Source organism: Vibrio sp. D417a, assembly GCF_030248595.1.
GTDB lineage: Bacteria > Pseudomonadota > Gammaproteobacteria > Enterobacterales > Vibrionaceae > Vibrio > Vibrio alginolyticus.
Genome location: NZ_JAHGAM010000007.1, coordinates 1 through 25854, shown reverse-complemented (window position 1 = coordinate 25854; position 25854 = coordinate 1). Strand labels below are relative to the sequence as shown.

Here is a 25854-nt window from a genome sequence, read left to right as displayed (position 1 = left end):
GAAAAGAGGCACCGTTAGGTGCCTCTTTTACATCCGCCAATGTTCATAGGGGGAACTTAGGCAAATTCTTTTTCAACGTAAGCGACGATGTCAGATGACTCGTATAACCACTGTGTCTCGCCATCTTTTTCGATACGAAGACAAGGGACTTTAACTCGCCCACCACCTTGCTCTAGTTCAGCTCGATGAGTCGGGTTATTTTTTGCATCACGTAGCTCAATGTTCACCGATTGACGCTTCATTGCACGGCGGACCTTTACGCAAAAAGGGCAGGCTTCAAATTGGTAAAGTGCGTATTGTTTCGCTTTTTCATCAATACGTTGCTGTTCTTCTGCGGTGCGCTTAATACCACGAGGTGAGAACACCGCGTTCAGCAATAAGATAACCTTGCCTAAAATCCAACGGATAAACTTCATAATGATCCCTTGATGTTCATTGGGTAATTGTCCTTTAAGAATGCAATCATGATGCTTGTTGCACTGAACGTGAAGTCTATCAGTTGTTTGAAATGGATAAAACCATGTATTTTATGCGGAAAATAGACGTTTAAACCAACCCCAAAAGCCACTTGCTGAAGCCGGACGGGCTTCTTTACCTTGATAAAAACTTTGCATGAGTTCGGTTCTGAATGCATCAACGTCCATGCGTTTTATGACAAGCTCATGCTGCAATGTATTTTGAGTCTGCTCGGCATGATCGTGCGCCAAGCTGAAATCCATATTTAAATAGCCTTGCGTGTATAACCAAAGGTGGGTGACTAAGATTAGGTCTTCAGCAGATTGGTTAGTAAACTTATCCGCGTGCTCATTACCCAAGGAGTCAGTCAGAACTTGCTGCATAAGCTGGGTAGAGTGAGCATGTTGCTCGTAGTTAGCACTTGCTTCAATATGTGATTTGGTCAAAAGGCCAAGCAGGTGAAGAGTAGGTGCTGTTGAGGGTTTGTTCTCACAAACTTTTGTAAATAGTTGTGACTGTTCTTTTAACCAACGTCGCTTTGCTGCTTTATGTTCTTTAACAAAGGGGATTTCTTCAAATCCCATCTCTTGACTCAGTTCACTAAGAGACGTCATGGTTTTTTAGTTCCTTCACCGTTACTTCGATATGTTGATCATTGATATCAACAAAAATTGAGCTGCCAGTAATCATAACAGAAAGGTTAGTACCTCGGTCAAGATGCTGACAAATCAAGTCGATAGCGTCATAGTCAAAGCTCTCTACGTTGACGGGAAGCATTGAGAACTTTCCTGACATTTTGTCCCACCAGACAGCCGCTTTGGTGTTATAAGTGTAAACTTTTACATGCTTTGCGAGGCGAGAAGCTTTCTTAATTCTGTCTGGTTCTGGTTCGCCAATTTCAATCCAGTGAGTAATGCTTTGATCATCGCCAACATGCCATAAATCAGGCTCTTCAATCGTAGAGAGTCCTTTTGTAAACTCCAGATTGCTTTGAGCATTTAAACAGTAAGCTAGAATGCGAGCCAACATTCGTTGCGGCTTTTCAGAAGGATGAAGGGCGATAGTTAGATTTTTAGAATCGTAATAGTCATTATTCATATCGGAAATGGCGATACGAAATTTGTAAATGGTTGGTTTAAGAGCCATAGATTTATATCGTTTTGTTGGCAAAATAAGTTTTAGGCAAAAAAATAGCCAGCTTTAAAAGCTGGCTATCGTATCAAATTCTTTAAGAATTAAAGTACTTTGATTTGCTCTGCTTGAGGGCCTTTTTGACCTTGAGAGATAACAAATTCTACTTTCTGGCCTTCAACTAGAGTACGGAAGCCGTCACCAGTGATTGCAGAGAAGTGAGCAAATACGTCAGGACCGTTTTCTTGTTGAATGAAACCGAAGCCTTTAGTTTCGTTGAACCACTTAACTGTGCCAGTAGCTGTGTTAGACATGTCTATTTCCTAAATATCTAAATAATGTAATCTTTCGCCTCAACGGCGCTTATAGCGTGGAAAAATAAATTGCTATTGCGTACCACAGGACGACGGGTTACAAGTAATCCAACGAAATGTGAAAACAAAGAACTTTCTTTCTAGCCGTGTTTGAGTCTAGGTTAATTCCACGAAGAGTCAACATATATTAGTGCTTTATGGACAAATATTTGTATTTAGTCACTATTTAACCAGCATGTTTTTGATTAAATTTCAAATAAATGACGGTGATGTGAAGTTTTTTAGCATAAAATTCAACTAAATCTATAAATTTGACTTATTTATATAATTATTGTCCAATCTGGTTCGACCATTAAGGAGGATTTATGGCAAAGCGTAAAATCAGTCCTCAACCGAGTGGCTCACAACATGAGACCGACTTCGGCAGAGGTGAAATCAAAGACAACGCGTTAAAAGCGGTTGTTACCAGTCAGCTGTTCCAAACACGAGTCGTTAAAGCGAAAAAAGGTAAAGGTAGCTTCAGCCGTAAAATGAAGCATAGAGGCAAAGAGCCCTATTCAAAGTTCTCCCCAAGGTGGATTTTGAATAGGGCTTTTTTATTGGTACTAGGTGTTTGCAAAACTGATGATATTCAATTTTTTAGTACCAGATAAGTTTTCCTAATTTATCATGTACTGCTTCAACTGCTTCAACTGCTTCAACTGCTTCAACTGCTTCAGCGAACCAGGCGTTGAAAGTACCAATTAAGTACTAAAACTTACTAAGTTAGATTCATATCAATAAGCGTCACTTCCTGTCTTATGCAACTCTACTATATCTTTAGTCTAATCAAACAGCCGAGATTATGGTTTAAAAAGACTGGTGAGAAGTAGGTATGTCATCGACGAGTTATGGTACTTATGGTTGCAAATGTAAAAAAGCGTGTGCTTCTTTATTACTACTGTGGCTGTCCATTTGTCCGATGGCGCATGCGCACAAATCAGAGTCTCATTCTTTAATTGTTGCTAACTCCAAAGCGTGGAAGCCGTTCTCTTACCTTAGCCCAGATGGTGAACCTAAAGGTATTTTAATCGACTTTTGGAAAGAGTACGCGGCGAACAACCAAATTGACGTTCAGTTTCTCCTTTTGGATTGGGATGCTTCTTTGCAAGCCGTAAAAGAGGGTAAGGCTGACTTTCACGGAGGACTTGTCTACTCGCCCGAAAGAGCGAAGTATATGGACTTTGGCGCCGTCATAATGCCTATCCAAACCAAATTGTACGTAAATAAAGATGTACTTTCGGTTGATATCAGGAGTGTTTTAACTGGCGAAATGACGCTGCCAATTGGCGTTGTTAAAGGAAGTTACGAGTCTGAGTTTGTTCAGACGAATTATCCGAATGCACCTATCGCAGAATACATTAACAATGATTCGATGATACAAGCCGCCGTCGATAAAAAGGTGCTGTACTTTGTTGCAGACCTGCAAGTTGCTAACTTTTATATGGCAACCACGCCGGGAGCGGGTATGTTTGTCCCGACAATTAGCTTATATAGTAAAGATCTTCGGATTGCAGCAGGAATGCACAGTGCAACTTCCATTTTAGAGGTATCAAGAGCGTTTGAAAAAGTCATCGATACGGATCGTGAGCGGATCCTCACCCGTTGGAGTGTGGTGAAAACGGTTTATCCACTTTATCTTTTCCCTATTGCTATTTTCATTATGGCGGTCGCAACGCTTTATCATATTTTTGCCCTCAAACGTATGGTTGCTCTTCGGACAAGGCAATTAACGATTGCCAATCAGCAATTGCTGGAGATGACGTTGACGGATTCTCTCACAAAGCTATACAACCGTAGACACCTTATTGAGCAATTGGCGCTACTGAATCATTTGAAGCGAAACTTAACGGTGATGGTGTTTGATATTGATGATTTTAAATCAATCAATGATCGATATGGCCACCTTGCTGGAGACCGAGCAATAGTTGCCATCGCAGAAGCCGCTAAGTCGATGACTGATGACCGAATGACATTGGCGAGAATTGGAGGAGAAGAGTTCGCACTCGTTACGTCTTCTCTGTCAGAGCGAGAAGCACTCAATTTTGCCAATATGCTCTGTAAAGCAGTTTACGATCAGCCTGTTATACTGGGCGGACAAGCAATTCATTTGAGTATCAGTTTGGGCTGTGCTTACTATCCTGAGTTTACCCACATCGTGAGCTTGCAAGATGCTGACGAGTTGATGTATCAAGGTAAGTCTGAAGGAAAGAATCGTGCAGTTTTCCAAGTTATAACAGACTGTCAGCTTCAACCTGCGCTTCGTCAAGTGAATTAGATCTCGCTAATTCAACTGATACTTCAAACCATCCTCAAGCCTCAAAGTTTTAGTCAGAGTAACGTGGTAAGCGTTAACGATCACGTTGCGTTGTTTTCTTTGAGGCCAATTTGCGTACAAATACTTGCACTTTCATATATATAACCCCCCACCTGCTCACGTTTTTATCATAGAAGCAGTAATTGTTTCAAAGTGATAAGCGATTTCTTGGTAAAGATCAGAACCCCTGTCTACACTCAGTGTAAAGTAATGCATATAAAGCATGATGCATACAGTGTTGTACAAAAACAATTAAAGAAGATAAGAAATAAGTTGGCTTGAGAAGGACGGGGAATGAACAACGAATGCTTTGCTAGGTTCCGAGCTGTCACGGATGAACTGTCAATGAAAGAATCGTTGTCAGTTGGGAAAGACCCTTATGCTCACTATCTCAAAGATATTGTGGGCATTGATTTGTTGTCTCGTGAAGAGGAGTTGCATTACGCCAAACTTAATCGAGCTGGTGATGAAGAAGCGCGCGAAATGTTGATTGAGTCTAATCTTCGACTTGTTGTGAAAATCGCAAAAGGCTACCTCAAACGGCCAGGCAATAACTTTACTCTGCTCGATTTAATAGAAGAAGGTAACATTGGTTTGATAAAAGCGGTCGATAAGTTCGATCCTGAGCCAGGCTACCGTTTTTCTACTTATGCGGTATGGTGGATTCGCGAGAATATAGAAGCGGCATTAATGAACAATGGCCGCACGGTACGTTTACCTGCTCATGTGTGCAAAGAGATAAATAGCCTGGCTTTAAAAAAGCTAGATGCGTCAAAAAGTGAGAGCAAGGAGTTGTCTATTTCTGAACTCTCACGCTGCTCAGGGGTGAAAGCAGAACGTATAGATGAACTTGTTGCTCTAAGTGGTTTTATTGATGTATCGACCACTGCGGACCTACATCGTGTTCCATTTGTTCTTGAACTGTGTGAAAGTGAGTATACGCCAGATCCACAACAAGACTGTGAAAACCAGTGCTTTACTCAAGCTATTGAAAATATTATTAAAACTTTGCCAATTAAGTTGCAGAAAGTCTTGATCCATCGATTCGGATTATTTGACCAGAGAGTGAAAACCTTGTCGGAAATAGGCCTGTTATTAAACGTGTCTAACGAGCGTGTTCGTCAGATGCAGATAGAGGCGGTTGAACGCGTGCAGAAACGTCTCCGATTCGATGGTTGGGTTTAAGATTTTTAGCCCCTTATCCTAGCCGATTAATTTACTGGCTTGCTACTCTGTTCTTCCGTAAGTAACAGCAGCTCAAGCTGTGCTTTAGCTGCTGCCTCCAATCTCCATACACTCAATAATCGGTTAAGTGCTGCGCGATAAGCACGACTTTTGAGTAAAAAAGCGAGCGTACTTGTGTAGTTGTTTACGACTTGCGCTTGTGTCTCGACTAATGCGGTTTTGTTTTCGATGTCGATGTGTTGAAGGTTAAAGTCAGGAAGAAACGCACACTCATACCATACCTCTACAATTTCACGAATTTCGAGTTCTTCTTCAGGCACATCGAAGTCTTGTAACTGGTAGTTTTCTGGTATTGTTGATAAATAAACCACATCCAATTTGTCTGCAACAAATGTATACATCGGATTCCTTAGTGTACGCGCTTACAGAGTAAATAGTCTCATCGTTTACATTTTTGTCAATGACCGTGCTCAAGTATGAATGATGAACCACACCACATTCCGAACTTAACTTAGACTTTTTAAGTACTTATCGGTTAACCCGAAATATTTCAGGTTGCCATCTGGCTCCAAGACTAAGCTCATGTTGGATGTAGAGATCATGCCCGGATCATTCGTTGAGAAAATAACGGTCTTATTGAGTAGTTTGTCGCTGAATAACCGCTTGAAGTAGTGCGAGTTTTCTTGCTCTGCACCATTAAATGGCTCGTCAATGATAATCAAAGATTGTTCGCAGTTACCTAGCCCTAATGCGAGCCGCAGTCTTTGTTGAATACCATTTGGTAAACTTTTACAGATATCAACGCTCAATTGAGTCTCCAGGCCTTGTGGCAACCATGTATCGAGCTCAAAGAAACTCACCATTTCACGCATTTTTTCTGTTGGGATTAACCCATTATGCAAGATGAAGTTAGTCTCCAAGGAGCCTTCAAAAATATGCAGGTTAAACGGGATGTAGTTAATCGAGGTTCGATAGCGGTAACTGTTGAACTGTTTGATGTTATAACCGTCCACCGAAACTGAGCCTTGATAGCGTTCCTCTAGCCCAGCGATAATAGAAATGAGCGTCGTTTTACCGCAACCTGTTGGTCCACAAATCACAACTTTTGCACCCGGTGGAATTTTAAAACCAAGATTAGTTAAGCCTGTTGCCGCACCACTATAACGATGGCTCACACCAGAGCCGACGATACTACCTTGAAAGAGGCGAATAGGGGGGCTTTTCTCTAACGTTAGCTTATCGTCATTCATCGCCATAAGGTTGTTGATTTGCGCAGAAGACGCCTTAATGGATTGGAACTTAGAAATAGAGTTGTAGATACCCATAATAGGCCCCAACGCCTTCCAGACTAAAATTACGGTAGCAAGCATTGCACCTGCATCGGAGGTGCCGTCCATCACGCCGATAACGGCCGCGACGATACTTGCGGTACCAATAACCTGAATCAAACTCCCGCCTGCTGCCTGAACCCTGCTATTAGTCACTGAAACATGTTCTGCATCGTTGGTGCTTTGTAAATGCGATGCGCTAAAGCGGGACTGGATAACACGCAACAATGGCAAGCCTTGGATGGTTTTTATACCACGAAGAATCTCATTCCATTGGTAAGAAACCATGGCGTTGGCGCGAGAGCTCTTGGACGTGGCTTGCGAGTAGATGTAACGAGAATAAACACAGAACACCAACATTAGAATCAACCCCGCCATAACGACTAGCGCCGCGGTACCAGACATAAGAGCAATGGCAATAATGAATACGATAACAAACGGCATGTCGAAGTAGCTTAATGTTGACTCTGCGGTTACCAAACGGCGGAACGTGTCGATGTCTTTCAAACGCGCTAACTGAGAAGAGACACCTGCGGTGGATGTCATCGAATACGGAAGCCACAACAGTTTGGATATCACGTTTTGAGAAATATGCACCGCCAAATCCTTCCCTGATGTGGCGATGATGTTGACCCGCATTTTCTTGAAAAAGTATTCCGAGAACCCAACAATCACAGCAAATAACGTGAGCCAATAAAGCGTGGCTTGCGAGCTAGAGGTTAAGGCGAAGTTGTACACACTCATAATAAAAAAGGGCTGGAGTGCGCCGAGAATACTGACCACGAAGCTGAGGATAATCAGGCTCTTGAGTTCATTGTTGTAGCGATAAAACGCGTATTTAATCCAGTTACTGCGGTCTTGAGATTCAGGTGGTGGCTCTCGGAACAAGCGCGAGTATTCGCTGATCGAGACCAACAAACATGGCTTCTTGCAGAGCGGGTATTCAATGGTGTTGTTATTGGTGTAATCAAACAGGATCAGCTTGCCGTCTTTGGTACCCAAGAAAATCGCAGTGAGGTTTTCTATCTCGATAAAACAAGGATGAGGGTGCCCCTCGATGTGCTCTAACGTTTTTAATTTGGTGACGTCACAACGGTAACCAAGGCGTTCAATCGTAGCGATAAAACTGTCGCTGTCTTTTGGTTTAGGGATAAAAGCGTCGCTGAGGATAGAAGGTGTGCCTTCCCATTCAAGCGCAATGAGGGTGTAAGCTAAACCACGAATCAAAGGTGACTGATTGTATCGCTCGTCATAGCTGCGAGCCTCAAAGTCCAACAAGCGCTGAGGGACATTATTAAAATCAACCAGAATACTCATTGGTCACCTCCGGTAAGTTTGACGCGTTTGAGGCGATGATTGAGTTTGTCCATCTTGTTGCTGACGATGATGAGGATTTTGTCGTTGGCACGATAGGCGGTACTGGTCAAAACCAATCGAGCAAAGTCGTCATCATAAACACAGTCGATGTCGTCGAAGATCAACACTCGTTTGTTTGCAAGCAAGGCACGCACCAACAACAAGGCATAAGCGACTTGGCGCGAGAATGGGTTGCGTAAATGCCCTTTAAGCTCTGTGTAAAAACCTGCGGGAAGGGCATCGATTTGTGCTTTGATGTTCATGGTTTCGCAAAGCGCAAATGCCGTGTTGTTTAAGCTCGGGCGGAAACAAGTCAAGTTGTCGATGATGGTGCCTTCAACGAACGAGCTGGTTTTGTCCACCATGAGCACGCTATTGCGCCAGACGTTGTAATTAACGTCATCCAGTGGTGTCTCGTTGATTTGAATGTCCAGTTTGCTGTCGGTGTTTTGCCGCGTAATGCAATTGGCGAGGTGGGTTTTGCCCGCGCCGCTTTTTCCCGTTAGCAAGTAAGCCTGACCGCGTTCAAACTCGATGCGTTGCTTTTCCGAATACTTCACCGATATACGCTCGACTTCTGTCGTGTCATTTTGTTGTTCTACAGATGCCGCAAGCTCAAGCAACTCGGCGATTCGTTGAATATGAAGCTTGTTCAACTCCCAGCGGCTCACCGTGCGCATCACTTGCTGGTATGGGGCGAAGTAGCGGTTGGTAAGCATGATGATGGCTGCCATGATGCCTTGGCTAGATTGCATGTTGATAACTGCCGTTGCCAAAACTACCACCACACAAGCAATGGAGAGCTGTTGTATGAGCGACAAGATAAGGCTGAAGTTCGATTCAATTTGCTCGTACTTGATGTTCTCGACTTCACGTTCTTCCACCATTTGTGTCATCAAGCTCTCAACGCGATATTCCATATTGCGCGCTTTGATATCGAGTGGGCTAGAGATGATCTCGATGATTTTTGAGGTGGTTAAGCCTTCGATGTCGGATTTGTTTTCTAGGCTGTTGATTTTTTGCTTAGACAGACTAAGCGCGAACACCGCCAAAATGATGGAGGCGAGCAAGATGGTCACTCCTGCCCAGATGTTGATCAGACCGATAATCAAAATGGTCAGTATGCTGACGGCAAGGTTGATTAATGCCCGTACAGATTCTCCGCCAAAGAAGGATTTAATCTCAGGAATGGTGGCAATACGCTCTAGGTATTCACCGGGTTCTAGACGACGAAACTTCGATATCTCAGCCAAACAGATTGATTGAAACACCTTGTTGGTTAAGTTGGTTTCGAATTGCTTCATGATCACCGACGAAATCTTCTCTTCCTGATTCTTTAAGTGATAGTCGAGGAAGATGGTGATCAAGATAATGGCAAACAGAAGAAACAGCGTGTCTTTGGCTTGGTTAGGTAAAACACGGTCAAAGATAATAAGAATCGAAAAGGGCAGCACTAAACCAAACAGTGTTGAGATGACCGTTGAGAAAGTCAGATAACACTTGTCAGCAAAGTTAATCTTTTGGGAAAAGTGCTCAGTTTGCATTGCGACCTCCTTTCTTAATCGATGGTTTAGAGAGAAGGTGTTTTGGAACTAAGTCTTGATTGCTTCTGCCTTCGATATCGCTCATCAACTGCATGATGCTTTCGATGGATTGCACCGACAGCATGCCTTTGATTTGCTCAAGATTGATCGATTCAATGATGTAGTCATAGCGCGCGCTCTCGTAATCACGTAGCGCGCTGAACAGTTTACTTTCCGCTGCCAGTAAGTCGGTAATGGTTCGCGTACCAAGCTGATAGGCGCGTTGAATGCCTTTGTAGGAAGCGTAGTTGGCACGGATGATGTTCTCGTAACTGCTGATGGCGCGGGAGAAGTCATTAATGTTGAGTACTGAGGTGTTAACGCTATTGCGCGTCGCGAACAATGAATCTTGGTACAGCAGCTCGGTTCGCTCGATGGCAGTCGACGATTTTTGATAACCGTAGTAATCCGAACCGCCGGAGAAAATTGGCACATTCAAGTTCAACCCGACGCTGGTCGAGTTACTGTCCCCTGTTGCGGTTGGGTCGGTTCGGTCATAGTTGTTCGCATCGTCGTAACGGTAACTGGCAGAGAGCGATACGGTCGGCACAAAGTTTGAACCGCTTTCTTTCAAGCCTCTTCGGCTGCGCTCGACGGTTTTCTTCGCAACCAATAAGTCGTTATTGAGCTTCAAAGCTTGTTCAAGAATCTCACGTTGTTCGGATTCGCTGATTTCCGCCAAGGGCACGCTTTCGTAGATGTCCTGTGATGGGGTGACTGGGTATTGAACTTGAATCTCTAAACCGTTCAAAATTACGCGCCGGTCTTTCTCTAAGGTTCTTAAGCGATTGGCAATGCCTTCTTTCTGGGCAATTACCTCATACAACTCGCTCGCCGCAGTGTTGCCAAGTTCCACGTTGCGACGCATTTGGCGCTCACGTGTTTCAGACGATTTAAGTTCTACTTGGGTGGCTTTGATTTGCGCGTTGTTTTTGAGGTATTCGAAATATTGCGTCGCGATTTCAGAAATGGTGCTCTGGATTTTGTTCTCGTGTTTGATTTCTTCAATGTTGAAATCAAGCTTCGCGGTGCCGTATTTAAAGATGTCACCAAGGTTAAACACCGATTGGGATAAAGACACACTGTAGCTGTTCGAGTTGTAGCTAGAACGTGTATCCGGTGTTCCCGTTAATATGGTTTCGTTTTCATTCCATGTGGTATCAGCAGCACCGTTTAAAGAGGGTAGAAACTTAGAACGGCTAATGTCGATGTTGTATTCGTTTTCTTCCACGCCTTTGTCACTAGCGCGCAGAGATAAATTGTTTTCCAAGCCGAGTTTGACCGCCTCAAGCAAGGTGGTCGCCATTGCCGAAGGAGCATTGCTCAATGTAAGCGCTGCCAATACGCAGCTAGTTAAGTTTCTGTACCGCCACATACTTGTTGATCACCTTGATGATTTCGTCGTTTTTATAAGGTTTGCTGATCACGTAATCCATTCCAGCTTCGATACAAGCTTGGTGTTCATTACTGCTGGTCAATGCTGTCGCGCCTATGATGGTGCAAGGGTTTTGTCCGCTCTCTTGTTCGTATTGTCGAATGCGTTTGGTTGCTTCAATACCGCCCATGCCAGGCATGATGCAGTCCATAAAAATGATGTCCGAGCGCTGATTCATGAAGTGCTGAACAGCGTCTGCGCCATCGCCAACGGTGTCGGCTTCGTATTCTTGCTTGCTCAAAATACGTTTGAGTAGAATCTGTTGAACACGGTCATCTTCCACAATCAGGAATGAGCTGTTCTCCATCTGATCTTCTGAGGCTTCCGCTTCCATGATTGCTAAAAGATTGGGGATAAACTCATACGGAATCGCAGGGGAGTTCAGAATCTTGTCGACAAAGGTATGGCTCTCTTGCGCTTGCTGAGTGCTAGTGACCGAGAGCAGCAACTTGGTGTTCGGGTGATTGCGCAGTTGCGATTTCACCGTTTTGCTCAGTGAGGGCAGCTTGTTTGGCTCGAACGTGTCGGTCAGCATGATGGCATCGTATTCGCCAAAGGTTTTTGCCGCAGAGAAGAGTTCGTTCGGCGTTCGAATTGGCGTAATCTCTAAGCCCAAGTTGACTAACATTTTGCTCATCACATCAATGCGCAGCTGAGAGTTGGTACACAGTAATAGGCGCTTATTGTCGAAGCGAGTTTTCTCGGTGTGGAAGCTTTTGGCTTTCAAATCGAGCTGAATTTGAAAACGTTCCTGATTGCCCGATTGATACCAATGGCTCTCGTAATAGCCATAATCTTTCAACACGCTTTTCGCCAAATCGTCTTTGGTTGCAGTGTGCTGTTTATGGTCGCTCCAGTGTAGGGTATTGAGCTTGGCAAGCGGCACATCCAGCGTGGTTAAGAAGTTTAGATTGATGGTCAGGCGGGTATTTTCAATGTCTGACGCCGCACCTGATTCAATGGTGACAAACAGTTTCTTGTCGGCTTTGAGTTGGATGGCATTTGATAGCTGAAGGAACAACACCCAGAATAAGCTGGTGGATTGTCCTTCAACACGGTTTGGTAAGTTATCTGAGATAAAGCAGTCTAGCTCACCTTCATTTCGCTGCACTTTTGAACTGATGTGAATCATCAATTCAGACAGTACATTCAGCAGTGAAAACTCTTTCGATTTGCTCTCGGTCCCTTGTGAAATGAGTCGGTTGTAGTTCTCTGCCAATTCAGACAGGGTATTGGCAGCCGAGGTTATATCTTGCGCCATCAACACGCCGCTCTCATCGGTCTCTTGAACGAGATATTGCACGCCGCCGTTAATGGTGTTGGTGATGCCACGAATCTCGTAACCAATCAGAGCATAGAGCTGCTTGTAGAGATCGTTATTGCGTTTTTGTTCTTCGAGTTTGCTGAAAATCAGTTTTAGGTGAGAGTAGATCTGACGCTGCTTCGGATTGATGCTCACTTCATTCAGCAACTCTTCCAACCTTTGTAAATCCAGTTGTTTGAGCTCTTGATAAAGCTCATCGAATTCTTGGTCAATGTCACGCTCATTCGAGCTGGATTTTTTCAGCTTAAGGATTGCCACCAAGTTCGATAGCACTGCGATACCAACCAGTACGACAACGACCACAAACAACCAAATGAAGAACTCGTTTTTCTCCATCATTAGGTCGCTCGCATGGTTGTTAAATATGGTCCGGTAGTTGTCGTCCATTTGTAGGTAGTTATTGGTGAGCGAGAGGTACAGTGCCAACACATCGTCGCGTGTTTTTTGGCTGTCTGAGAAGCGATTGATTGCCAGTTCAAGCTGCGTGTATTCGGTCGCGCCCACCAAGCTAAACTCGGTTTTGTTGAGTGACGCGAGCGACTTAAATTGGTCAATTTCGTCTTTCAGAACCTCAAAATCAAGCTCTGTTGTACTGCAATAACGTGCGCTTAAACAGCGTTGAAGCGTTTGAATATCAAACTCGATAGTTTGGTTGAGCTGTTGAGCTTGAACCAAAAGAGGCGCGTTTTGCACTTTCTCGACTGAATCCACTTTGTCCCAAGAGATATACAAATAAAAGGCGAGGGCAGCCAGCATCAAGCTGAAAGCAATGCTTAGGCGCATAACAGGAACGGAAATATTGTAAGAAGGCTTGCTACTCATCCATCACCTCTCATCGAATGCGTCTTCGATAGCCGACATAACCGGCTTCGCTGCGTATTCGATAACCCGGCGTGAACCTGTTTTCACGTCTGCGGTAAACTCCATATAAGGGGACAGCTTGTATTGTGTACCTCCGCGCTCTAGATAGTTTTGACTGATTTGGATTTCCGCGAGGTAGAATTCAGCGTCTTCTTCTTCATAAGAAGAACGGCTGATCGATGCAATTCGACCTTCCAAAAATCCGTATTTGGCAAAGTTGTAGGTATCCATCTTCACTTTGACCGCTTGTCCGATTTCTACAAAACCCATGTCTTTACGCGGGATCTTCGCCTCTCCATGAAGGGCGTTATTGATCGGTGCAATGTCCGCGATGCTTTCACCTGGCGGTATCACAGCGGAGCGGAAATTGAAGTGCACTTTATCTACTACACCGTCAATAGGGGCGTAAACCACGAGGCGATCCACTTTATCTGAGTGTTGAGGACGTAATATACGTTTCAACTTTAAGTCCTTGTTTGCTTGAATGATTTGTGCTTGATACTCGGCATTACGATTCTCCACCAAGTCTCGGTACTGCTTCTCTAGTTTGTCGAGTTGGAAGCGCTCATTCATGACCGACTCATCAAGGCTTTCAATCTCACGCACCATGTTTGACTCTTGAACCTGCATATTCAGAACATCGACGTAAGACGCCATTTCCTCCTTGTACAATGTGTTTTTAATATTGAGCTGCTTGCGTATTAAGGAGAGCTGGTTCTCGGAGCTTTTACGGCGCTTGAGCATTGAATCAATAAGCGAATTCTTATGTTGGATATCGTGAGTGATCAACTCTTCATTGGAACGGTTTTTAGAAAATTCTTGCTGCCAGGTATTCATGTTGACTTGCACTAATTCTGGGTACTTTTCGATGTAGGCAGAAAAATCGGGTTCCACCATATCGCGCAGGCTTTCGTAACGAATCTTGTCTAGCTCAAGCTGAATGATCTCTGTGTTTACCGTATCAAGTTGAGTGTTTCTATCCAGAGAGCGAAGGCGTGCAATAGGTTGACCTTCATAAACCACTTCGCCTTTGCGCACTAGCATTTCTTCTAGAATACCGCCTTCAAGGTGTTGCACTTTTTCGATGTCAGATTCGAGCAATAGCTCACCGCGCACCGACACCACAATGTCGATACGAGCCTGAGATGCCACGGCGATAGCCACCATGGAAAGCAAAAAGATAACCAGCAAGGTTTTGTGTACGCTGGTCATTGCACTGGCTAGCACGATTGTATCGTCTGTTGTTACCTTCGAAGCTTCGTTGTTCGAAACGAGTGCCTTTTTGAGGTGATGTTCTATTTGCTTATTACTCATGAGCCACCCCTACGATTCACTACCTGTGCGGCTATCGATTGAATTTTCGATTTTTAACAGCTGGCTAATTTGTTTGTTTACGTTGTTAAGCTCGGTTTTAACGTCCTCGATCAATTCATTAGGAGCAGGGAAATGGTGTTTGTTTAAGTGTTCAAGCTTTGCCAATTTTGGTGGTAAGTCGTCATCACATAACAAGACGAGAATGGTCTTTAGCCTTTTTGAATAACATCTGAGTGCTTCAAAACGGTTTTGTTTATGCAGCATCTCAATATCAACCCCTGCATCACTGAAATCTTGGTAAAAATCGCCTAATAGCAATTGCAGCCCCTTATGGCTGTTGTCGACTGAGCGCAACAGACTTGTCATATTTATCATTATCCCACCGCACTAATTGCTTTAATGACAACAAGTAAGGATCTTTATACTGGGTTTTCAAATTTTTTTGTTTTTATGGAACTCGAAAGGTATGAAAAAAGTTGTATAAAAAAGTTGGTTTCTAAAAATGGTGTCCTTTACTGCCTCTAAATACGATCAGTTAGCTAAAAGCAACGGAGGCTGTAATGGCAGGCGACACTAATCAAGAAAAAGACAATGAAAAGCTTAACGATGCGGTAGAGCAAACAGAAACGAAGGATACGGGGACAAAAGAAGAAAAACAGCAGTCGACCGTCTCTTCGACTGTAGCGACTGGTGCTGAAAGTGCAGATGCTGTTGATGAAGCCAATCGTGCGATGGAAGAAAATCCTAGTGGCGCGGGTACGGAAGAAGAAGCAGTGAGCTCGGGTGGCGCAGTTCAAGAAGAGGATACTGAAAGTAGCAGCGACTCTGACGCTGCACAATCCAATGTTGTTGATAGTGTAGCTTCTAGCGGAGAATCAGGTGACGAGGCTCTGGGCAGCGGTGGTTCGGATTCTGGGGCGGGTGCCCAAGCGGTCGGTGGTGGTGATGCCTCTGGCTCTGAAGGTGGTTCGGACGCAGAAGGCAATGAAGCGCAAGGACAAGCGGTACAAACTTCATCTGCGCCAAGTGCTTCTTCAGACTCTGAAGGTTCTCAAGGTGGTGACGAGCTAGATTCAGAAACCACTGAAGAGAGCTTCGCGGTGGATGTACAAGACACCAGCGAAGAAACCACGACGCAAGTAGAAGACGATTTCGACTCCGAAACTACGAGCGAGACGTTCCAAATTAAAGTCGAAGGTGAAAATGACGCGCCAGAAGTAGGGCAAGATCTGGCATACATCATGGATGAAGATGGCACTATTACCTTCACTCAAGAACAACTTCTCGGGTACGCGAGTGATGTTGATGGCGATGATCTTGCCGCATTTAACGTGCAAGTGGGTGCTAATGCATCAGTTGTGGATAATGGTGATGGCACTTATACCGTCACACCTGAAGCTGATTTTAATGGTGAACTCGACTTAACGTTTGATATCAGTGATGGTCAAGAAACCATTTCTAGTTCGATTGATTTAACTGTTCGTCCAATCAATGACGCACCAGTGCCTGAAGATAAAACCTTTGAGGTGGAAGAGGACGGAACTCTGATCTTCACCGATGCTAACCTGCTTGCTGGCGCAACGGATATTGAAGGCGATAACCTAACAGTTGAGGGTGTGAGTTACGATGGTGGCGATGGCATCCTGACCGACAACGGTAACGGGACTTACACTTTTGCGCCAAATGAAAACTTCAATGGCGATGTAAACTTCAGCTTTGATGTGTCCGACGGCACGGATACGGTTTCTGCCAACATTGATGTAAGCGTTACGCCTGTCGATGATGCGCCAGTGTCGGGCAATCTTGCGTACTCGGTGGATGAAGATGGTTCGATTCGTTTGAGCCAAGAGCAGTTGTTGTCGCAAGCTTCTGACGTGGAAGGCGATGCACTAACGGCGTCTAACCTTTCGGTAGATGGCAATGCGACGGTGACTCAAAATGACGATGGCAGCTTCACCATCACGCCGGACGCAGATTTCAATGGTGATATCGACATTAGCTTTGATATCTCAGATGGTACGAACACCGTTCAAGCAACCGCTGATCTAACGGTTAATCCAATCAACGATTTGCCTGTTCCTCAAGACCAGCAGTTCAGCGTGGAAGAAGATGGCACGCTGATCTTTACGGACGCAGACCTGCTTAGTGGTGCAACGGATATTGAAGGCGATAACCTAACGGTTGAAGGTGTGAGCTACGACGGTAGCGATGGCATCCTGACCGACAACGGTAATGGGACTTACACTTTTGCGCCAAATGAAAACTTCAACGGCGATGTGAACTTCAGCTTTGATGTGTCCGACGGCACAGATACGGTTTCTGCCAACATTGATGTCAGTGTTACGCCTGTCGATGACGCACCAGTATCTGGCAATCTTGCTTACTCGGTGGATGAAGATGGCTCGATTCGTTTGAGCCAAGAGCAGTTGTTGTCGCAAGCTTCCGATGTGGAAGGCGATGCACTGACGGCATCTAATCTTTCGGTAGATGGCAACGCGACGGTGACTCAAAACGACGATGGCAGCTTCACCATCACACCGGACGCAGATTTCAACGGTGACATCGACATCAGCTTCGATATTTCAGATGGCACGAATACCGTTCAAGCAACCGCTGATCTAACCGTTAACCCAATCAACGATTTGCCTGTTCCTCAAGACCAACAATTCAGTGTGGAAGAGGACGGCACGCTGCAATTTACTGATGCGGATCTGCTTGCTGGTGCGACCGACATTGAAGGCGATGACCTTTCTGTAACGGGAATCAGCTATGAAGGCACCGACGGCGTTCTAACTGACAATGGCGATGGCACGTATAGCTTTGCGCCAAATGAGAACTTCAATGGCGATGTAAACTTCAGCTTCGACGTATCTGATGGCACAGATACAGTTTCAGCGAATGTAGATGTGAGCGTTACGCCGGTGAATGATCCTCCGGTTGCAGGCTCAACGTCTTACACGGTTCACGAAGACAACTCTATTACCATTTCTGACGCGCAGCTGTTGGCAAACTCTTCGGATTTAGAAGGGGATGTCTCGATAGATAGCGTGAGCTACTCTGGCAGCGATGGTGTGTTGCAAATCAATGGTGACGGTACGTACACCTTCTCTCCAAATGAAAACTTTAATGGTGAAGTGACGCTTGATGTTGTCGTCGCTGATGAAGAAGGCGCAACGGATGCCACCACTGCTGGCATTACGGTGCTGGAAGTGAACGATCCACCAGTCGCAGGACCAACTTCTTACACCATTGATGAAGACTCAGTTCTGACCTTTAGTGAGTCGCAAGTGCTGTTGAATGCCTCTGATGTGGAAGGCGATGTAGAGCTTGTTGGCATTAGTTACGATGGTCCGGATGGCATTTTCACCGTTAACGATGATGGCACGTGCAGCTTCGCGCCAAACGAGAATTTTAACGGACAAGTTCAACTTGATGTGACCATTCGAGATGAAGATGGGGCAGAAGTTGATACCGTCATCAATGTGAATGTATTGCCAATCAATGATGCGCCAGTATCGGGTGATTTGGCTTACAGCGTTGATGAAGACGGTGCGATTACACTCAGCCAAGAACAGCTTCTTTCTCAAGCGTCTGATATTGAGGGAGATGGTCTGACTGCTAGCGATTTGAGTGTAGATGGAAACGCAACCGTCACAGCGAACGACGATGGCAGCTTCACGATTACGCCAGATGCGGACTTTAATGGTGACATTGATATCCAATTCAACATTACGGACGGCACAGACACTATCCAAGCAACGGCGGATCTAACGGTTAATCCGGTTAACGATCTTCCTGTTCCTCAAGACCAGCAGTTTAGTGTTGAAGAAGACGGCACGCTTCAGTTTACTGACGCAGACTTGCTTGCTGGCGCGACCGACATCGATGGCGATAACTTAACGGTTGACGGCATTAGCTACACAGGCAGCGATGGTGTGTTGACTGACCACGGTGATGGTACTTACACCTTTGCACCAAATGAAAACTTCAACGGTGATGTCAGCTTTAGCTTTGGTGTTTCTGACGGCACTGAGACCGTACCTGCCAATGTGGACGTGAGCGTCACTCCAGTGAACGATCCTCCGGTTGCGGGTTCAACGTCTTACACGGTTGATGAAGACAACGCGATTACCATTTCCGACGAGCAGCTTCTGGCTAACTCTTCGGATGTGGAAGGCGCAGTGTCCATCGATAGCGTGACCTATTCAGGCACCGATGGCGTATTCCAAGACAACGGTGACGGCACTTACACCTTCATGCCGAATGAGAACTTCAGCGGTGATATCAGCCTTGATGTGATTGTGGCGGATGAGCAAGGTGCGATTGACGAAACAACTGCAGGCATTACGGTTATTGAAGTGAATGACCCTCCAGTTGCCGGTCCAACGTCTTACACGATTGATGAAGATTCAGTACTGACATTCAGTGAGTCACAAATTCTTGCCAACGCATCTGATATCGAGGGTGATGTAGAGCTTGTTGGCATCAGCTATGAAGGCTCGGATGGTATCTTTACCGTCAATGGCGATGGTACTTGCAGCTTTGCACCAAACGAGAACTTCAATGGCCAAGTTCAGTTGGATGTGACCATTCAAGATGAAAATGAGGCGACCGTTGATACGCACATCAATGTCGACGTATTGCCAATCAACGATCCACCAGTATCGGGTGATTTGGCTTACACCATCAACGAAGACAGCTCAATTACGCTAAGCCAAGAGCAGCTGCTTGCCAAAGCGGGCGATATTGATAGCGAGAACCTTGAAGCCATCAATCTATCGACAGATGACAACGCGACAATTCAATACAACGATGATGGCAGTTACACCATCACACCGGATGAAAACTACAACGGCGACCTAGATCTGACCTTCGATATCATTGATAACGATGGTGGCTCGGTACAAGTTGGTCTGGATATTACGGTTAATCCTGTGAATGACTTGCCACAAGCGCAAGATCAACAGTTCACGGTAGAAGAAGATGGCACCTTGCTGTTCACGGATGCAGACCTATTGGAAGGCGCATCGGATATTGATGGCGATGACCTGTCTATCGAAAACGTTCTCTACACAGGTGCGGATGGTGTACTTACCGACAATGGTGATGGCACTTATAGCTTTGCGCCGAATGAGAACTTCAACGGTGATGTTCAGTTCACATTCGATGTGTCTGACGGCACAGGTTCAACACCTGCATTTATTGATGTCAGCGTGACACCAGTGAACGATCCACCAGTGGCAGGTTCTACGTCTTACACGGTTCAAGAAGACGGTCAAATCACCATTAGTGACGAGCAATTGTTAGCTAACTCTTCTGATGTGGAAGGCGATGTAGCCTTGGCGAATGTTAGCTACTCTGGTAACGACGGTAGCTTCGTGGACAATGGCGACGGCACATATACCTTCACGCCAAATGAGAACTTTGACGGTAACATTTCTCTCGACGTTACGGTTATCGACCAAGATGGTGCAACGGATACAACAACCGCAGGCATCGATGTTATCGCGGTGAACGACGCACCAGAAACGTCAGGTATTCAAGCTGAGGTGGATGAAGATAACGCCATCACCATCACGCAAGAACAGTTGCTTGCGAATGCGACTGACATTGAAGGTGATGACCTTGTTGCCAGCAATCTACAAACCAATGACTCAGATGCGACGATCGTAGCCAACGATGATGGTTCATTCACTATTACGCATACGGAAAACTTCAATGGTGAGTTGGACTTCACTTACAACATCAGCGATGGCGAAGATGATGTTCTGACCACGTTGGATCTGACCGTTAATCCTGTCAACGATGCGCCAGAAGCGGGCGACGAGATCTTTATTCAAGCGGAAGAAGACCAAACAGTGGGTGTTTCTCTGCGTGAAGAGCCTGCGTTACGTCTCGACCAAGCCCCTGAAAACGGCATCATTGAAGCAAATCTAAATGACGAATGGGTACAGCTAGAAGTCGGGCAGGAGGTGCCTGCAGACACGGAAGTGCGCTTCATTCCAAACGATGATGCATTGGCAAACGGTACGCATACGAGTCAAATTGGTACCTTTGATGACAATGCGAGCCTTGATGATTGGGGTACTGCTGTTGACCCTTACACACGTGAGTTTGTTGATGGTGATTTGAAAGTTACCGTTCAAAGTAATGATGACCCACTCGGTGCGTGGAATGGTAAAACACACATCGGTCACGGTATTGGCGATACTGACCGCCAAGGCTTGAGCGGTGATGAAAAACTGACTGTGACCGTTGAAGGCCAAGACATCAACGAAATCAGCTTCCACCTAGATGGTCTAGGCGGCTGGTTTATGGAAGAGTCTCGCCACTTTACCGAAGTCGAAATTCGCGCATTCAACTCTGATGGTGACTTGATCGACTCGATGACTTACCACAAAGAAGATCGTGGTAGCTATGAGACGGATTACACCCTAACGGTGAACGAGCCGGTATCTTACTTTGAGCTAGGTACGATTCAAGGTAACGGTACTTACGTGGTTCAAAACATGACGGTATCGCAAACTTGTCATGATGAAGCGGTGTTCACATCTATTGGCGTGGACGGCACGGAAATCACGGAAACGGTAGAGCTGAATATCCGTGAAGGTGACAGTGAAATCGAACTGACCGCTGATCTACCAAATGTGACCATCGATACCGAAGGTTCTACGCAGTTTGCCTCTGTGGTAATCACAGAAGAGCAGCTTCTTGCACAAGCGAGTGATATCGATAGTGACGTTCTTGATATTCAAAACCTAGAGCTGGTGGGGGATAACGCGGAGCACGCTACGTTAACCGACAACGGCGATGGTACGTGGACAGTCACACCAGATGAGAACTTCTACGGTGAGATTGAGCTTGGCTACCAAGTTACGGATGGTGAACTCACTGACGACAACATCATCAACATCAACTTCGAAGCAGTAAACGATGCGCCAATCGTTTCTGGTCCGATTGTGTTGTCGACTGATGAGGATGTGGGCATTACGTTTAGCGCGGATGATTTGCTTGCCAATGCAAGTGACGTGGAAGGCGATGCGCTGTCTATCTCTGATATCTCTTACAGCGGTGACAACGGTGAGCTTGTCGACAATGGCGACGGCACTTACACCTTTATGCCGAATGAAAACTTCAATGGTGAAGTCGACATCGATTACAAAGTCTTCGATGGCACCGATGAAGTCGATACCCATCTAGATCTGACCGTTATTCCAGTCAACGATGTGCCAGTTCCTGGTGCGCCGCTACATACTCAAATGCTAGAAAACGGCACCATCATCATCGAAGCAAAAGACCTGTTATCAGGTGCGACCGATGTGGATGGCGACATTCTGCATATCGAGAACCTGCTGCTTGTTGACCAGTCACAAGGTACGTTGACAGACAACGGCGACAACACCTTTACCTTCGAGCCAACTTCGAACTTCTACGGCGAAGTGAACCTGACCTTCGACATCAGCGATGGTCAAGCAAGCGCACCAAGCACAGCGAAGATCGATGTTGAGATCGTCAACGAAGGTCCAGAGGTCAGCGGCCCTGTTGATGCGGTCGTCGATGAAGATGGCTCAATTACCATCACTCAAGAAGACTTGTTAGCGAACGCGACGGACGTGGATGGTGACAACCTTGAAGCGGTGAACCTGTCGACCAACGATCCTAATGCAACCATCGTTGAGAACGCTGATGGTAGCTTCACGATTACACCGAGTGAAAACTTCTTTGGTGAAATCGAATTTACTTATGACGTAACTGACGCGATTGAAACCGTCGCTGCAGATCTAAACCTCACCGTTAACCCTGTGAATGACCTGCCAGATGTGCCTGATTTGTCCTTCACTACAGAAGACGGCGAAGCCATCACGATTACTGAAGCAGAGCTGCTGGCTCAATCGACGGACATCGAAGGCGATGACTTATCTGTTGTGAACGTGACGAGCTTAAGCGATATGGTTCAAGTGACAGACAATGGCGATGGCACCTACACGTTAACGCCAGAGCAGGGCTTCTTTGGTAATGTTGACCTCACGTTTGATGTGAGTGATGGCACCGATGTGGTGGCGGCAAACATCGACTTGAAAGTTGAGTTCGTCAACGACGCACCAGAAGCAGCGCCAATCGTGGCAGACGTGGACGAGGATGGCTCTATTCTCGTGACACAAGAAATGCTGCTTGAAAATGCCAGCGATCAAGATGGTGATGACCTATACGCAACGGCACTAGAAACCAATGATCCGAATGCCTCTATCGTGGATAACGGCGACGGCACCTTTACCGTTACGCCTTCACAGAACTTCAACGGAGACATCGAGTTTACTTATGAAGTGAGCGACGGTGAATTGAGTGTTGCCAATGAAATGACATTGACGGTGAACCCAGTCAATGACATTCCAATTGTTGCGCCTGGCATGTACCACATTGAAGAGGATGGCAGCATCCTGTTCACGCAAGAAGATCTTCTAAGTGGCGCGATTGATATTGATGGTGATGACCTCACTGTTACGAGCATTAACTACTCGGGTGATGAAGGTACTGTAACGGATAACGGTGACGGTACATTTAGCTTCGTACCAGAAGAGCACTTCAGTGGTGACTTGCAATTCAGCTTTACGGTTTCTGACGGTACGGATGAAGTTGAGCAAGACATTAATGTCCATATCGAAGCCGTGGCAGATGCGCCAGACCTAGTCATCACTGATGGCGACGGTCGAAACGTGGATGACCAAGCGATCTTGGTTGAGCCAGGCGGTATTGTTGAAGTGAACATCGCCGCAGCATTGGTTGACCAAGACTTGTCAGAAACGCTGACTGTGACCGTTGATGGCGTTCCAGAAGGTTCGGTGATCAGCTACGACAACGAAGGGGTACTTAACGATCAAGACAACGGTATCACCAGTTTTAACGATACTGAAATCACGGTTACCTTTGAAGGTGAAACCGCGGGTTACCAAAACGCAGCTGGCTATTACAAAGTTGATGAAGACGGCAATATCACGGGCGTTGAAGTGGTGTACGAAAACGCCTCTCAAGTTGGCGGAGGCGGTGACCTCATTCCGGGACAAGATCAGTTCAGCTTCCAAATCTCGGAAGGGGAAAGCTTCAACCTATTCTTGATTCCTAACGGTCATAACTTCAATGACTTTGCGTCCATGCAAGATGGTCAGTATGAGTTCCGTGCGGCAGATGGCTCTCCTGCGAACATGGATACGGTCGACCCACAACTCGTGTTTGTGGGTGCTGATGGTTCTGAAACCGTGATTCAAAGCCAATTTGGTGATGCAGTCTTCCATGGCGGCACAAGCTCAGAGCTCAACCAAGATGGCATTGAACATACTCGAACTACTGTGAACGAAGACGGTGAACTGGTTTACGGCTTTGAAGATCTCTACGGTGGCGGCGATGCCGATTATAGTGACTTCAACTTCACCATTGATGTAGGTGAAGTGAACAGCCAGATCTACAGCGGTGAAGTAACAGTAGGACCAGATGGTTCTGTAACGCTTCCAACCACAGCAATTGAACAAGAGCTACAGATTCAACTGCCAGAAGACTTTAACCAACAGCTAGAAATCAATGTAACGGCAACGGCAACAGAGCTATCAAATAATGATTCTGAAACCGTTTCTCAAACCATCTATGTCAATGCAACGGGTGCTCACATTGAACATGCACCTGAAGCATTGCCTGTTTCAGCGATGGTTGAAGAAGATGGCTCAATCCTAATTACGCAAGAAGATTTGCTTGCTAATGCGCGTGACTTGGATGGAGACCAACTGACAGCACTGAACTTGGCAACGGATGATGAAAACATCACCATCACAGACAATGGCGACGGTACTTACACCTTAACGCCAGATGCGGACTTTAATGGTGATATTACCTTTACGTTCGATGTGTCTGACGGCGATGATGTTGTCTCAACCAACCTTGAGTTATTGGTGTCACCAGTTAATGATGCGCCTGAACCACAAGATCAAGCGTTCACTGTTGGTGAAGATGGTGTGTTGACCTTTACTGATGCGGATCTGCTAACAGGCGCTACCGACATTGAAGGGGATGACCTATCTGTTGAGGGCGTCACTTACACAGGCGCAGACGGTGTTCTTACTGACAATGGTGATGGAACCTACAGCTTCGCACCAAACGAGAACTTCAATGGCGACGTGAACTTCACTTTCGATGTTTCCGATGGCACGGATACCGTGACGGCAAATATCGATGTAACAGTCACGCCAGAGAACGATCCACCGGTTGCAGGCAGCACGGCTTACACCGTTCATGAAGACAATTCGATTACCATCAGTGACGAACAGCTATTAGCGAACTCATCGGATATTGAAGGCGATGTGTTGATTGATAGCGTGAGCTACAGCGGTAACGACGGTGTGCTGGAAATCAATGGTGATGGTACTTACACCTTCTCACCAAACGAGAACTTCAGCGGCGAGGTGAGCCTAGATGTTGTCGTTGTCGATGAAGAGGGTGCAACGGACTCTACCACTGCTGGCATTACTGTGATTGAGGTAAATGACCCACCAATCGCAGGTCCTACCGCATACACTATCGATGAAGACCAAGTCCTAACGTTTAGTGAATCGCAAGTGCTACTGAATGCTTCGGATGTTGAAGGGGATGTTGAGCTAGTTGGCATCAGCTACGACGGTCCAGATGGCATCTTCTCAGTAAACGGCGATGGTACTTGTAGCTTTGCACCGAATCAAAACTTCAATGGTCAAGTGCAGTTGGATGTGACCATTCGTGATGAAGACGGCGCAGAGGTCGATACTTACATCACAGTCGATGTCTTACCAATCAATGATGCACCAGTATCGGGTAACTTGGCGTACAGCGTCGACGAAGACAACTCAATCACGTTGAGTCAAGAGCAGCTTCTTGCTCAAGCATCGGATGTAGAAGGGGACGCGCTAACCGCAACTAACCTAGTGGTTGACGGTGATGCAACGGTTACGGCAAACGATGATGGCAGCTTTACCATTACGCCTGATGCGAACTTCAATGGCGACATTGATATCACGTTCGACATCAACGACGGCAGCGACACTATTGTTGCAACGGCGGACCTAACCGTTAACCCAGTTAATGACTTGCCGCAGCCGGAAGATCAAGCGTTCACCATTGGTGAAGATGGTGTGTTGACCTTCACTGATCAAGACCTGTTGGATGGTGCAACGGACATCGATGGCGATGACC

At 45.9% G+C, this 25854-nt stretch carries 15 protein-coding genes; 4 read left to right on the top strand and 11 right to left on the bottom strand.

The features are described 5' to 3' along the window. Positions 1-56 precede the first annotated feature (56 nt). From KI742_RS08015 to KI742_RS08000, 4 genes are all read right to left on the bottom strand, one after another. Positions 57-416 carry a glutaredoxin gene (locus tag KI742_RS08015; RefSeq protein WP_005375631.1) on the bottom strand — a complete coding sequence of 120 codons (360 nt, stop codon included), beginning with the start codon at positions 414-416 and terminating at the stop codon, positions 57-59. 111 nt (positions 417-527) lie between these two features. Next, the gene (locus KI742_RS08010) at positions 528-1070 is read right to left on the bottom strand and encodes a hypothetical protein (RefSeq protein ID WP_225477756.1); all 543 of its coding nucleotides are present in this window, start codon (positions 1068-1070) and stop codon (positions 528-530) included. Next, on the bottom strand, positions 1057-1602 hold the full coding sequence (locus tag KI742_RS08005) for a YaeQ family protein (protein ID WP_064376786.1): 546 nt from the start codon (positions 1600-1602) through the stop codon (positions 1057-1059). The genes KI742_RS08010 and KI742_RS08005 overlap by 14 nt, the downstream gene beginning before the upstream one ends. A gap of 89 nt (positions 1603-1691) precedes the next feature. Continuing rightward, positions 1692-1901, bottom strand: a complete 210-nt coding sequence (locus KI742_RS08000) for a cold-shock protein (RefSeq protein ID WP_005375625.1) — start codon at positions 1899-1901, stop codon at positions 1692-1694. 365 nt (positions 1902-2266) lie between these two features. Between KI742_RS08000 and KI742_RS07995 the strand changes: the two genes are divergently transcribed. From KI742_RS07995 to KI742_RS07985, 3 genes are all read left to right on the top strand, one after another. Beyond that, the gene (locus KI742_RS07995) at positions 2267-2554 is read left to right on the top strand and encodes an alternative ribosome-rescue factor A (protein WP_017821594.1); all 288 of its coding nucleotides are present in this window, start codon (positions 2267-2269) and stop codon (positions 2552-2554) included. 221 nt (positions 2555-2775) lie between these two features. Next, positions 2776-4218, top strand: coding sequence for a diguanylate cyclase domain-containing protein (locus KI742_RS07990; RefSeq protein ID WP_017635871.1), 1443 nt, complete (start codon positions 2776-2778; stop codon positions 4216-4218). A 333-nt stretch (positions 4219-4551) separates the two neighbouring features. Further along, positions 4552-5442 carry an RNA polymerase sigma factor RpoD/SigA gene (locus KI742_RS07985; RefSeq protein ID WP_025768458.1) on the top strand — a complete coding sequence of 297 codons (891 nt, stop codon included), beginning with the start codon at positions 4552-4554 and terminating at the stop codon, positions 5440-5442. 26 nt (positions 5443-5468) lie between these two features. On the opposite strand, the gene KI742_RS07980 is transcribed toward KI742_RS07985, so the two are convergent. The 7 genes from KI742_RS07980 to KI742_RS07950 all read right to left on the bottom strand — a co-directional run bounded on the left by KI742_RS07980 (position 5469) and on the right by KI742_RS07950 (position 15021). After that, a complete protein-coding gene (locus tag KI742_RS07980) occupies positions 5469-5843 on the bottom strand; it encodes a hypothetical protein (RefSeq protein ID WP_025768457.1) in 375 nt (124 codons plus the stop codon). Between the two features lie 105 nt (positions 5844-5948). Next, entirely contained in the window at positions 5949-8087 is a 2139-nt protein-coding gene (locus KI742_RS07975; RefSeq protein ID WP_132936359.1) for an ATP-binding cassette domain-containing protein, read from the bottom strand. Continuing rightward, positions 8084-9670, bottom strand: coding sequence for an ATP-binding cassette domain-containing protein (locus KI742_RS07970; RefSeq protein WP_005453704.1), 1587 nt, complete (start codon positions 9668-9670; stop codon positions 8084-8086). Before KI742_RS07970 ends, KI742_RS07975 begins: the two co-directional genes overlap by 4 nt. Next, positions 9660-11084 carry a TolC family protein gene (locus KI742_RS07965; RefSeq protein WP_042521475.1) on the bottom strand — a complete coding sequence of 475 codons (1425 nt, stop codon included), beginning with the start codon at positions 11082-11084 and terminating at the stop codon, positions 9660-9662. The genes KI742_RS07970 and KI742_RS07965 overlap by 11 nt, the downstream gene beginning before the upstream one ends. Further along, on the bottom strand, positions 11059-13290 hold the full coding sequence (locus tag KI742_RS07960; RefSeq protein ID WP_256902625.1) for a response regulator: 2232 nt from the start codon (positions 13288-13290) through the stop codon (positions 11059-11061). Before KI742_RS07960 ends, KI742_RS07965 begins: the two co-directional genes overlap by 26 nt. Before the next feature lie 3 nt (positions 13291-13293). Further along, entirely contained in the window at positions 13294-14643 is a 1350-nt protein-coding gene (locus KI742_RS07955; RefSeq protein ID WP_285385713.1) for an HlyD family type I secretion periplasmic adaptor subunit, read from the bottom strand. A gap of 9 nt (positions 14644-14652) precedes the next feature. After that, the gene (locus tag KI742_RS07950) at positions 14653-15021 is read right to left on the bottom strand and encodes a hypothetical protein (protein ID WP_213960804.1); all 369 of its coding nucleotides are present in this window, start codon (positions 15019-15021) and stop codon (positions 14653-14655) included. Positions 15022-15203: 182 nt separating this feature from the next. On the opposite strand from KI742_RS07950, the gene KI742_RS07945 reads away from it, so the two are divergent. After that, on the top strand, positions 15204-25854 hold a 10651-nt coding region (locus KI742_RS07945; protein ID WP_285445296.1), incomplete at its 3' end, for a tandem-95 repeat protein.